A 12,454-nucleotide genomic window follows, 5' to 3' on the forward strand; every position below is an offset into this window, starting at 1 on the left:
CCGTAGTTCTGGTTGGTGATGGTGGAGGTGAGGTTGCGGTGGGAGGAGAGGATGCCTTTGGGGCGTCCGGTGGATCCGGAGGTGAACATCAGGCATGCCACATCCGCGCTGGTGAGTGGCAGGTTCAGGTTCTCTCCCGAGCGCGTCTCCAGTTCCTCGCCCGTCCAGACGACTGCCTGCCACGGCCCGACCAGTCGGCCACCGAGCGCCGTATCGGTGATGAGGTGGGTGATGCCGGCGTCGTGGGCGGCGGTGCGGAGGCGTTCGTCGGGGAAGTCGGGGTCGAGGAGGGTGTATCCGGCTCCGGTCTTGGTCACGGCGATCACGGCTGTCGCGAACTCGGTGCCGCGTTCGAGCAGGACTCCGGCGATGTCCCCGCGCTTCAGGCCCAGCTCGCGGAGATGGTGAGCCCGGCGGTTGGCGGCGGTGTTCAACTCCCTGTAGGAGAGTTCGCGGTCTTCGTAGATGAGTGCGGTCTTGTCGGGGCGGAGGGCGGCCTGTTCCTCGAAGCGCTCCACGATGGTTGCGCTGTCGGTGTCCACGGTGGTGCCGGCCCAGGGGCCGGTGAGGAGTTCGTGTTCGGCCTCGGTGAGGACGTTCAGGTCGGCCAGGCGCAGTTCGGGGTCGGCGAGGACCTGTCGGAGGACCGAGCCGAGGACCGTGGCCATCCTCCGTACCGTCGCTTCGTCGAACACATCCCGCGCGAAGACGACCGTGGCCCGGAACTCCTTCTCGTCGTCGGAGCGCAGAAAGAACTCCAGGTCGAACTTGGCCGAGCCGTTGGCGAACGTCTCGGCACGGGCCGACCGGACACCGGGCAGGTCCAGGGTGGGTGCGCCACCCGTCTCCAGCGCCAGGCAGATCTGGAAGAGGGGGTGTCGGGCGAGGGTGCGGGTGGGGTTGACCGCGTCCAGGACGAGGTCGAAGGGGGCTTCCTGGTGGGCGAACGCGTCGAGGTCCGTCGTACGGACGTGGTGGAGGAGTTCGCGGAAGGTCGGGTCACCGGCGGTGCTGGTGCGTAGGACCAGGGTGTTGACGAAGAACCCCACCAGGCCCTGGAGTTGTTCGTCACCGCGTCCTGCGGCGGGTGAGCCGATGGCGAGGTCTGTGCCCGCGCCGAGGCGGGTGAGTGCCGCGACGAGTGCGGCGTGCACGACCATGAAGGGCGTGCATCCTTCGGCCCGGGACAGCGAGCCGATCTGCTCGTAGAGGTCGTGGCCCAGGTCGACGGTGATCTCTCCGCCGTGGTGGGTGGCGTGGGCGGGGCGGGGGTGGTCGAGGTTGAGGCTGTGTTCCTGGGGGAGGCCGGTGAGGGTGTGTTGCCAGAAGTCGAGTTCGTGGGTCAGGAGGCTTTCGGGGTCGTCCTGGGAGCCGAGGATGCGGCGCTGCCACTGTGCGTAGTCGGTGTACTGGATGGTCAGTGGGTCCAGGGCGGGTTCGTTGGTTCCGGTGAGGCGGGCTTCGTAGGCGTGGGTGAGGTCGGTGAAGAAGGGGGTGTTGGATGCGCCGTCGGTGGCTATGTGGTGGAGCAGGAGCAGCAGTACCTGGGAGCCGTTGCCGGGGTCGAACAGGGTTGCGCGGAGGGGGACTTCGGTACGGAGGTCGAAGACGTGGCCTGCAGCCGAGGCCAGTTCCGTATCAAGGTCTCCGGCGTCCACCTGTCGGTATGTGAGAGGGATGCGGGCGGAGGCGGGAGGCAGCACGCGCTGGCGGGGTTCGCCGTCGATGGTTTCGAAGACTGTCCTCAGCGGGGCGTGACGTTCGGCGACATCGTTGAGCGCTGCTTCCAACGCCCCTGTATCCAGGGCGCCTTCGACGCGTACGGCGATGGGGACGTTGTACGCGGCGGTGCCGCCGTCGAGGTCGGCCAGGAGCCACAGTCGTTGCTGGGCGTAGGAGGCGGGCGGCAGTTCGCCGTAGGTCTCGGTGGGGACGAGCGGGGGCAGGGCGGGGGTGCCCTTCTTTCCGGCGATGTGTTCGGTGAGGCGGGCCGGTGTCGGGTGCTGGAAGACGTCACGGATGGTGAGCCGGACGCCGAGGACGTCGGCGATGTGGTTGGTGAGGCGTGCGGCCAGCAGCGAATGCCCGCCCAGGGTGAAGAAGTTGTCGTCGATCGTGGGGCTGTCGGGCAGGCCGAGCGTCCTCGCGAACAGCGCCACCACGATCTCTTCCTCGGCCGTGCGGGCCGCGCGACCACCCCGGGAGACGATCGACGGGGCCGGCAGGGCCCGCTTGTCGATCTTCCCGTTTGCGGTGAAGGGCAGCCGCTCCAGAGGGGTGAGAGAGGCGGGTACGAGGTGCTCGGGGAGCCGGTCGGCCAGGTGGCGGCGGACCTCTTCGAGGTGGATGGGCTGATCGGCCACGACGTAGGCGGCGAGCCGCTGCTCGTGGAGGGTGACCACCGCCTGGCTGATGCGGGGATGGGTCAGGAGAGCCGCTTCGATCTCGCCGGGCTCGATCCGGAAGCCCCGGACCTTGACCTGGTCGTCGGCCCGGCCCTCGTACTGGAGGACGCCGTTCCGGTCGAAGTGGGCGAGGTCTCCGGTGCGGTAGAGGCGGCTGCCCGGGCCTCCGAAGGGGTGCGGGACGAAGCGGACGGCGGTGATGTCGGGCCGCCCCTGGTAGCCGTGGGCGAGGCCGTCACCCGCGAGGTACAGCTCTCCCGTGGTGCCGGGCGGGCAGAGTCCGAGGTGGTTGTCCAGGATGTAAGCGGGCTTGTTGACCAGGGGCGATCCGATAGGGATCGCCGGGTGCGGCTCGGCGGCGGGCTCGACGGTGTGCGTGGTCGCGAAGATCATCGCCTCTGCGGGCCCGTAACCGTTGACGACGGCCATGCCGGGCCGCAGCCGTTGCAGGGCGTGTACGTGGGCGGGGGAGGCGGCCTCGCCGACGGTGAACGCGGTGGTGACGGAGGCGAAGGCGTCGGGGTGTTCGTCGACGAGGTAGTTGAAGAGGGTGGCGGACAGCAGCAGGGTGGTGATGTTGTGCCGCCGGGCCAGCTCGTCGACGATCGTCGGTTCCGGCTTCTGCCCCGGCTGGAGGACTGCCGTGCCGCCGTGCAGAAGGGCGCCCCAGAGCTCCAGGCTGAACGCGTCCCATGAGACGGGGGAGCACTGGAGGATGACCTGGTCGGGGCCGAAGGGGAGGTAGCTCTGCCGGGTGAGGGTCGAGACGAGGTTGCGGTGGGAGGACAGGATGCCCTTGGGCCGGCCGGTCGAGCCCGAGGTGAACATCAGGCACGCCGCGTCCTCGGCGGTGAGGGGGAGGCCGAGGTTTCCGGTTTCCTGGTCCGGGAGATCCGCAGGGGCCTCCGTGTGGGTGGCCCAGTCGCCGGGGATCCGGTCCGCGAGCTCCTGGGGGGCGATGAGGTGGCCGATACCCGCGTCGTCGGCCGCCGAGCGGAGGCGTTCGTCGGGGAAGTCGGGGTCGAGCAGCACGTGCGCGGCACCGGTCTTGAGGACTGCGAGGAGCGCGGTGACGAAGAGGGCGCCCCGCTCGAAGAGGATGCCCGCCATGTCACCGCGGCCCAGGCCTCGGGAGCGCAGCTGCCGGGCCCACCGGTTGGCGTCGGCGTTGAGCTGGGCGTAGGTGATCCGCCGGTCCCGGTCGATCAGCGCGGCCTTGTCCGGGAACCGCGCCGCCTGCTCCTCGAACCCCTCCACCAGCGTCGTGTCGTCGGCGGCCACCACCGGCCCGGCCCACCGGCCGGTCAGCAGCTCGCGCTCGGCCTCCGACAGCACCTCCAGATCGGCCACCCGGCGCGCGGTCGGCTCCTCGGCGGCGAGGGCCGCCGCGAGGAACCGGACGAACCGGTCCTGGTGGGCGGCGACGGCGTCCACGTCGACCCCCTCGACCGGGGTGTCGAAGTCGATGCGCAGCCCGCTCGCCGCTCCCAGGTCGAACACGGCGATGCTCAGGTCGTCGACCGGGCCGTTGCTGACGTTGTGGTTGACGCTCGGGTGACCGCACACGGTCAGCTCCGCGTTGAAGCCCATGATGTTGATGACGGGCGAGGCGAGCCTGCGGGAGCCGTCCATGACCCCGGCGTCCCGGCACAGATCCTCGTACCGGGTCATCTGGTGGCGCAGACCGTGCTTGACCTCGGCGGACACCGTCCGGACCAGTGCCCCGAGCGTCTCCTCGGGCCGTACGCGCAGCCGTAGCGGGACGATGTTCGACAGCATCCCGGGCGTGCTCCGCGCGGTCTTCGACTTCCGGCCCGTCACCGGCAGGGCGGCCACCAGCTCGTCCCGGTCCGTCACCCGGTGCAGGTAGACGGTGAGCAGCGCCACCAGGAGCACGGACCAGGAGACGCGCTCGGTACGGGCGACGGTCCGCAGCCGCTCGGCGTCCTCCGGGGACACCCGGACGCTGCGTCGGGCGAAGGGCAGCCCGCCGTGTGCGGGGGCGGCCCGGCCGGACCCCCGGACGATGCTGGGCGCCTCCGGCGCACCGGCCAGGTGCTCCCGCCAGCCCTCCCGTTCGGCGGCCGCCTCCTCGGAACTCCGGTGCGCGGCGTCCTCGGCCAGGAGGTCGGTGAGCCGGCCGAAGGGGGAGTCGTCCCACTCCTCGCCCGCCACCGCCTGCTCGTACAGGGCGACGAGCCGCGCCAGGAGCATCGAGACGCCCACCCCGTCGACGACCAGGTGGTGGAAACCGTAGAAATAGAAGTACCGCTCCTCGCCCAGCTTGAAGAGCGCGCAGCGTACGGGGGCCTGACGGGTCAGGTCGTACGGGTCGCCGACCAGCGCGTCGATCCGGCGCCAGGCCTCCGCCTCCGGGTCGTCCGCCGCGCTCACGTCGGTGAACGGCAGGGTGCGGGAGCCCACGGCCGGGTCGACCAGCTGCCACACCTGCTCCCCGTCGTCCTCGAAGCGCAGGACGCGCAGGCAGTCCGCCTCCTCGGCCAGCCGCCGCCAGGCGGCCGCCATCAGCTCCGGATCCACGGGGCCGAGGATCTCCCTGCACTCACCGACGCTGTACCGCAGGCCGGTGGGGTCCAGGGTGTGGGCCGTCCAGATGTCGTGCTGGGCCACCGAGAGCGGCAACCGGACGGCGGCCGGGGCAGGTGCGACGGGCGCATCGGACGGCATGGGAACTCCTGGGTAAGTCGCTGCGGAGGAGACAGGAAGGCGGGAGAACGGGAGGGCGTGAGGGCGGTGTGGCGGTACGGCGGAGGGTGCGGCCGGGGCGGAGAGCCGCGCCGGGCGGGGCAGTGCCATACAACCCGTGGGCGGCCCCGGGGAGCGGCAGTCGGCCCGGCGGTGAGCCAGCAGTTCGGCGCCGTGGCGGCGGCGCGGCGGCAGTCAGGCGGCAGCGTCGGCGGCAGTGGGAGCGGCCGTGGCGGTGGCCGTAGCAGGGGTGGGAGTGGTGGGGGCCGGGGTCAGGGCCCGTACCACGCACAGCACCCGGAACGCGGAGCGGCCCGTCTCCGTACTGGCCCGGATGACCCCGCTGACCAGCAGATCGCGCACCATGCGGCCGCAGTTGGGCAGGGGGAGGCCGGTCAGCCGGACGACGTCACCCAGGTCGAACTCGTCCGCGTCCGCCGCGTGCAGGGCGGAGAGCAGCCGCTGATGGTCGGCGGGCAGCCGTCCGATGGTGCGGCCGGTCCGCTCCGGCAGCCGCGAGACCGCCGGGTCGCCGGAGAGGTGGTCGAGCAGGGCGGCTGGGTCGGACTCCACGATGCCGCAGAGGGTCGGCAGATCGCAGACGGCCAGCCAGGAGGCGGCGGCGACCAGCGCCATGGGGTGGCCGTCGAGGCGGTGGCAGATCCGTGCGATGTCCGCCAGCGACCGTGCGTCGGCCGTGATGTCGGGGCGGACGCGGCGCAGCCGGCTGAGGAAGAACCGGGTGGCGGGGGAGTCGGTGCCGGAGGGCGGGGCGGGAGCCTCCAACGGGGAGAGCAGGAAAAGGCGTTCGCAGGGGACGTCCCAGGGCTCCTCGGCGGTGACGAGGACGCGGAGGCCGGGGACGTCACGCAGCAGCCGGTTCAGCCGGTGGCCGTCGAGCAGGCTGGTCTCGACGCCGTCGAGCACCAGCAGGATGCCGCGGCCGCCCGCGAGGTCGGCGAGCCGCGCCGGGAGTTCGCCGTTCCGTACGGGGGATTCGCCGGTCAGTGAAGGGAGTTCGCGGGGCTGTACGGGGAATTTGCCGGTCAGCGGCGGGAGTTCGTCGGTCCGTGTGGGGAATTCGCTGGCCCGTCCGGGGAGTTCACCGGTCTCCCCGCCGCCGTGCAGGTAGTCGGCGCACTCCCCGGTCAGGGCGGTGAACGAGTCGTCCTCGGCCGGCAGGAAGTCCGGGACGGGGCCCGGCGCGGTGTGCCACAGCACGGAGAGGCCCGCTTCGTGGAGCCGGGCCGCGGCCTCCAGGGCGACGCGGGTCTTCCCCATCCCGCTCAACCCCACCACCGTGATGAGCCGTTCGGACCCCGACCGCAGCTCCTCCACGACGACCGCGGTCTCCGCGTCCCGCCCGATGACGGGGTGCAGGGGGACGGGCGGCGCCGGGCGCTCGGCACCCGGTCGTCTGCCGTCACCGCCGCCGCCACGGTGTCCGCGCCGGGCCGCCTCCTCCAGGGCGGTACGGGCCCGGGGGCCCAGCCGCAGGGCGTCGGCGATGAGCCGGACCGTGTCGGTTCTGGGCCGCTGCGCCTTCCCCTTCTCCAGGTCGCGGATGGCCCGGACGCTGATGGTGGAGAGATCCGCCAACTGGCGCTGTGTCAGGCCGATACGGAGCCGGTGCCCGCGTATCAGGGAACCGAGGAGCTCGGAGTCGGGGGCGGCGGCGTTCTGGGGAGGGAGGCCGATCGTCATGGGAAGCTCCTGCTGGTGGGTGCGGGACCTGGCGAGAGTTCTTCGGCCATCCTTCGAACGTGGGCTATCCAGGGGGCATCCCGGTCCTAACCCCACGTGGACTTCCGCTATCCCGGCCCGTGATAAGGGGCCCTCACCCCCTATCCCGGCCCGTGATAGGGGATGAGGGCGGGGACGGGGCGTGGTGATAGCGGGCCGACGCCGTGATAGCGGGGTGATAGGCGCACGGGCGGCGCCGTGAATCCGGGCCTTCCTAATTTGGTGGTCAGAAGGAAACACCACCACCGAGAGGGAATCCGATGACGAACACGACCTCCGCCCGCACCGCTCTCCGCACCGCTGTCGCCTCGGCCCTGATCGTGATCGTGACCGGCCTGGGCGCACAGACGGGCTGGGCCGCCGAGGCCGCCGACGCCACTGTCCCGGCCACCGCCACCGCCGCCACCACGACGACGGAGGAAGGTCCCGCCGAGGGCACGACCCCGAAGCCCCCGGCCGGCTCGGGCACGGACAACAACCCCTGGGACTGACGGCCCGAGAACGGCCTCAGCCCACGCCGAGCAACCGATTCGCCTCGGTCAGCTCCCGCGCCATCCCCCGGTCCCGGAACACGTCGACCGCAGGGAGCAGAAGTTCCCGGGACCCCGCAGCGTCCCCCTCCAGAAGTCGCGCCAGATCCAGGCGCGCCAACGCGCCACCACTAAAATCCATGATGTGCTCCCGGGCCGCGATGGCCCGGTCGTAGAAGTCCCTGGCCCGTTCGGGCCGTCCCATCAGGGTGAAGGCGTGTCCCAGGTCGCGCAGCAGGTGACCCTCCCCGATGACATCGCCGGAATCGTGGCACAGCTCCAGGACCTCGGTGAAGGTCAGCACCGCCTGGTCGTGGTCGCCCCGCTCCAGCAGCAGTTGACCGACGCGGCGCAGCGTTCTCGCCCGTCCCCCCGTGTAGCCGACTCCCTCGTAGATGGCCAGCGCCTCGTCGAGCTGCGTCTGCGCCGCCTCCTTGTCACCCCGGCGCATCCGGATGTGGGCGCTCTGCGTCAGGACGATCGCCCGCCCCACCACGTCGTCGGCCCGGTCGAAGTCGGCGAGGGACCTCCCGTACAGCTCCAGGGCTCCGTCGTCGTCGCCGCTCGTCCTCGCGATGAGGGCGAGATCGCGTCGGCACAGGGCCTTCCCCACCGGCTCGTCGAGCGCCTCGAAGGAGTCCAGCGCCGAACCGAGCGCCTGCCGCGCCCGGTCGAACTGATTGCGGCTCATGTACAGCGAGCCCAGCGACGCCTGCACGGCCGCCTTGCCCCGCAGGTTGCCCGCCTTGCGGACGGCCCCCAGCGCCTTCAGATGGGTCTGCTCCCACAGGTCGTAGTGGCCCCGCACCTCGAACAAGGTGACCAGCGTCGTGGCCAGGTCCCAGCTGACATCGTGCAGCCCCTCGTCCGCCGCCTGCTCCACCATCCCGCAGAGCGCGCCCTGTTCGGCGTCCAGCCAGGCCATCGGATCGGCCAGCAGCTGGTCCGTGCCGACGACGGGCGGCTCCCAGCGGGGAGCGGTCCCGTGCAGGACGGTGTAGTCGCCGCCGTACACCTTGCGGTGGGCCCGCTCGGCCAGGTGCATCCAGCCGCCCGCCATGCGGACGAGCGCCGCCTCGCGGCCCTCCGGCGTCTCCTGCGCGGCCAGTTGCTCCCGCGCGTACACGCGGATGATCTCGTGGAAGCGGTACCGGTACCCACCGGTGCTCTCCACCCCGACCACATCCAGCATCTGTACGTCGACCAGGGGCTCCATCAGGTCCGACGGGAAGGGGCGGTCGTCGTCGAGGAGCGAACCGGCCAGCCAGCTCGGCAGCGTCGGCGCCTGGGCCATGCTCAGCAGCCGCAGCAGCCGGGCGTCGGGCGCCGCCAGACCGTCGTACGTCAGGGAGAGGCTGGCCCGCATGGTCATCTCGCCGTGGGTCAGCTCGTCCAGCCGGTGCCGCTCGTTGGCGAGCCGGTGCACCATCGAGGCGAGCGTCCAGTGCGGACGGGCCGCGAGCCGGGCGGCCACGATACGGAGCGCCAGCGGGAGCCGTCCGACCGTGCGGACGAGCGCCTCCGCCGCCACGGCCTCGTCGCGCACCCGGTCCTCGCCGATGATCCGGGACAGCAGCTCCAGCGCCCGGTCCTCCTCCAGTACGTCCAGTTCCACGCGGTGCGCACCGGGCAGGGCGGTCAGCCGCGCCCGGCTGGTGACGAGGACGGCACAGTCCCGGCTGCCGGGCAGCAGCGGCCGCACCTGACCCTCGCTGACCGCGTCGTCCAGGACGACGAGGACCCGGCGGGAGGCGAGCCGGGTCCGGTACATCTCCGCGCGTTCGTCCAGCGACTCCGGGATGAGCTGGCCGGGGATGCCGAGCGCCCGCAGGAACCGGCCCAGCACCTCCGAGGACGTCGCCGGAGCCCCCGTCGTACCGCGCAGGTCGCAGTAGAGCTGGCCGTCCGGGAACCCGGTCTCGGCCAGCATGTGCGCCATGTGGACGGCGAGGGTCGACTTCCCGGTGCCGGGTTTGCCGGTGATCGCGACGAGACCGGCGGTGTGCCGCCCCGGCCCTCCCGTCAGGGCCCGCTCCAGATCCGCGAGCCGGCCCGCGTCGGCGACGAAGTCCGCGGTCGTGGCGGGCATCTGGTGCGGGACCTCGTCCTGCCGCTCGGCCGGCGGCGGGACGGTGGCGGCACCCTCCGCGGCGCTCTCCGGCTCGGCGGCGGCCGGCATACGGGCGGCAGGTCCGGGCCCGGCGGGCGGGGGCAGTTCACCCGCGAGGATCGCCGACTGGAGGTCCTTGAGCTCCCGGCCGGGCTCCAGCCCGAGCTCCTCGTCGAGCAGCACCCGCCCGGCCTGGAAGACGTCCAGCGCCTCCGCCTGCCGCCCCGACCAGTACAGGGCCTGCATGAGCTGGCCGCGCAGTCTCTCCCGCAGGGGGTGCTCGTGCGTCAGCATCTGCAACTCGCCGACCAGCCGGTCGTGCCGTCCGAGTTCCAGCTCGATCCGCATGCGCAGTTCGAGGGCGGCGAGCCGTTCCTCGTTGAGCTGCCGGGCCCGGTTGGCCAGCGGGCCGCTGTCCATACCGGTCAGGCAGTCCCCCTGCCAGAGCTTCATCGCGGACTTCAGCCGCTCCACCGCCTGCTCCGGGGCGCCCTGGTCCTTGAGCCGCCGTGCGCGCGTGACCTGCTCGGTGAAGAGCGCGGAGTCCACGTTGGCGGCGTCGGTGTTGAGCACGTACCCCGGCGGCCGGGTGGTGATCGAGACCTCGCAGTCCGCGTCCGCCAGCAGTTTCCGCAACCGTGACACACAGATCTGGACCTGGGTGCGCGCGGTCTCCGGCGGATCGTCCTGCCAGATGAGGTCGACCAGGTAATGGGTGCTGACCACGCGATTGCTCTCCAGGAGCAGCGCGGCGAGGATTACCTCCTGACGGCCGGGAGGGACTCTGAGAGGCTTCTCGCTGCCCCGTACCTGGAGTGGTCCCAGGACCCGGAAGGGCGGGCAGAACATATCGGGCAGCCCGAGGACCTGTTCCGTCATACCGTCAGCCACTGAATCCCCCACCAGCCATGAGAGTTGACGCCGCCGGGTCAACTTGCCGGACAGTCTCCACATTCGTGTGGTTCCTGTCTACGGCGTGTGGTTCTCCGGTGTGCGATAGCCCGGGGATAGGGAGAAGTTGCAGGTACTTCGCAGGATGGGGCGTGGCTGCGAAAGGGACAGTGATGAACACCAACTACTCAGCGGGCGCCGGATCGTGGGGGCTTCCGGTCGATCCGGTCACCGCCGCGGGGATCGACCACATCCGCCTGGTCTACGACTACCTCAACGCGGGCGATCTCGACGCCTGCGGCTCCCTGCTGCACGACGACGTCGAGTTCGAACTGCCCGGCCGCCCGGCCGCCCGGGGCCGTACGGCGGTGCTCCACGCCCACCGCGCGGACGCAGCGCCCACCGCCCGCCACGAGATCGACCGCATCGTCGCCCACGACCACTGCGTCGTCGCCGTCGGGCGCCTTGTCGACCCGGGCACGGAGGAGAGCTGTCTGCGCTTCATCGACTGTTTCGGCATCGCCGACGACGCGATGGTGCGCTCCTGCACGCGCTACTACCACACGACTCCGTGAGGGGCCGGGCGCACGGCTGGCTGGGGGTGGGGCTGCCCGTCCCGCAACTCTCGTACGCCATCGCGTAGATCAGGCAGAGCGCCGAGACCCATGGGCGCGCCCCCGAGGCACTGCGGATCGTCGTACGGGTGAACCCGCTCGTCCAGGCCGAAGAGGCCGCGGCTGACCAGGTCCCGGGGCGGGGGCCGGTGAAGTGCTGGTCGATCTCCAGCAGTCTGCACGGAGCGGCACTGAACTGACCGATATGGCACATCAGGCAGAGGTGACACCCGACGGGGCTGGCACCCGGCAGGGCTGACATCCGGCAGGGGAATGCGCGAGTTACCGGTCGGTGTCATGGCCACCGGCCACCAGCCGTTCCCCGCGCGGGAGGACTTCCTGCTCGTCACCACGGGCGCGATGCGCGGTGTGGAGATCGACGCCGACCGGGCGGTGGCCAGGGTCGGCGCCGGTGCCCGCAGGACGCCCCCGCAGGACGGCCCCCGCCTCCCGGTGCCCAACGGGCCCGGACACAGGGCCGATCGGCCCTCCCCCGGAGCGGGCCCGCCCACGATGCTGGTTCCAGCGGCCGGTCGAAGGGCCGGCCCTCATGGACGTACGGAGGCAGACCCGTGAAGAAGGCCGTAGTCGTAGGGGTGGACGGTTCGCCGGAGAGTCTGGCGGCGGCCGACTGGGCGGCGCGCGAGGCGGCGCTGCGGGGCCTGCCGCTGCGCATCGTGCACGCCTGGCTCTGGCAGCCGCTGGACATCCCGCTCGTCCAGAACCGGGAGACGGAGGCCCAGGCCGCCCGCGCGGTGCTGCGCGAGGCCGAGGACCAGGTGGCCGCCCGGTACCCCGAACTGCCCGTCTCCAGCCGGGTACTGCCCGAGACGGCGGTCGTGGCGCTGCTGGCCGAGGCCGAGCGGTCCGAGCTGCTCTGCCTGGGTACCCGGGGCCACGGGGCCCTGCTCGGCTTCCTCCTGGGCTCGTACGGGCAGCAGGTGATCGCCGGGGCGAAGGGCCCCGTCGTCTCCGTGCGGGCCTACGACGGTGAGTACCCGGTCCGCGAGAACGGCGAGGTCGTCGTCGGCCAGCAGGGCACACCGGAGGAGAGCGCGGATGTGCTCGGCTTCGCCTTCGAGGCCGCCGCCGTACGGGGAGTCCCGTTGCGGGCGGTCCGCGCCTGGAGCCTGCCGCCCGTCTACACCTGGAGCGCCTCGCTGGCCCTCGCCGACGCCTCGGGCGGGCTGGAGCCCTTCGAGCGCAAGGCGCTCCGGGAGGCCCTGGCCCCGTGGCGCGACAAGTACCCGGGCGTGCCGGTCACGGAGCACGTCGAGATGGGCAGCGCCGGGCAGGTCCTGGTGGAGGAGTCCACCGAGGCCCAGTTGATGGTGGTCGGACGCCGTGCCCGGCGGGCCCCGCTCGGCACCCGGATCGGATCGGCCGCCCACGCGGTCCTGCACCACGCCCGCTGCCCCGTCGCCGTCGTCCCGCACGCCTGACCCCGCCCTCCCT

7 protein-coding genes are annotated in these 12,454 nt (G+C 71.9%); 4 read left to right on the top strand and 3 right to left on the bottom strand.

Annotated elements, in window-relative coordinates; all coding sequences use genetic code 11:
* Positions 1 to 5,093 (bottom strand): amino acid adenylation domain-containing protein (locus tag ACFW9Z_RS34450; protein WP_384647287.1); only part of this gene is annotated, 5,093 nt, incomplete at its 3' end.
* Positions 5,094 to 5,306: 213 nt separating this feature from the next.
* Positions 5,307 to 6,815, bottom strand: coding sequence for an AAA family ATPase (locus tag ACFW9Z_RS34455; RefSeq protein ID WP_384647290.1), 1,509 nt, complete (start codon positions 6,813 to 6,815; stop codon positions 5,307 to 5,309).
* Positions 6,816 to 7,114: 299 nt separating this feature from the next.
* Between ACFW9Z_RS34455 and ACFW9Z_RS34460 the strand changes: the two genes are divergently transcribed.
* Positions 7,115 to 7,345 (top strand): hypothetical protein, encoded by a 231-nt coding sequence (locus tag ACFW9Z_RS34460; RefSeq protein ID WP_384647292.1) that lies wholly within the window; start codon positions 7,115 to 7,117, stop codon positions 7,343 to 7,345.
* 16 nt (positions 7,346 to 7,361) lie between these two features.
* Here the strand turns inward: ACFW9Z_RS34460 and ACFW9Z_RS34465 are convergent, their stop codons facing one another.
* Positions 7,362 to 10,373, bottom strand: a complete 3,012-nt coding sequence (locus ACFW9Z_RS34465; RefSeq protein ID WP_384647294.1) for a BTAD domain-containing putative transcriptional regulator — start codon at positions 10,371 to 10,373, stop codon at positions 7,362 to 7,364.
* A gap of 185 nt (positions 10,374 to 10,558) precedes the next feature.
* Between ACFW9Z_RS34465 and ACFW9Z_RS34470 the strand changes: the two genes are divergently transcribed.
* From ACFW9Z_RS34470 to ACFW9Z_RS34480, 3 genes are all read left to right on the top strand, one after another.
* Positions 10,559 to 10,960: a nuclear transport factor 2 family protein gene (locus tag ACFW9Z_RS34470; RefSeq protein ID WP_384647296.1), complete on the top strand. Its 402-nt coding sequence runs from the start codon at positions 10,559 to 10,561 to the stop codon at positions 10,958 to 10,960.
* A 312-nt stretch (positions 10,961 to 11,272) separates the two neighbouring features.
* Positions 11,273 to 11,575, top strand: a complete 303-nt coding sequence (locus ACFW9Z_RS34475; RefSeq protein ID WP_384647299.1) for a hypothetical protein — start codon at positions 11,273 to 11,275, stop codon at positions 11,573 to 11,575.
* Positions 11,572 to 12,441 (top strand): universal stress protein, encoded by an 870-nt coding sequence (locus tag ACFW9Z_RS34480; protein ID WP_384647301.1) that lies wholly within the window; start codon positions 11,572 to 11,574, stop codon positions 12,439 to 12,441. Before ACFW9Z_RS34475 ends, ACFW9Z_RS34480 begins: the two co-directional genes overlap by 4 nt.
* Positions 12,442 to 12,454: the final 13 nt, after the last annotated feature.

The organism is Streptomyces sp. NPDC059452 (assembly GCF_042750035.1).
Taxonomy (GTDB): domain Bacteria; phylum Actinomycetota; class Actinomycetes; order Streptomycetales; family Streptomycetaceae; genus Streptomyces.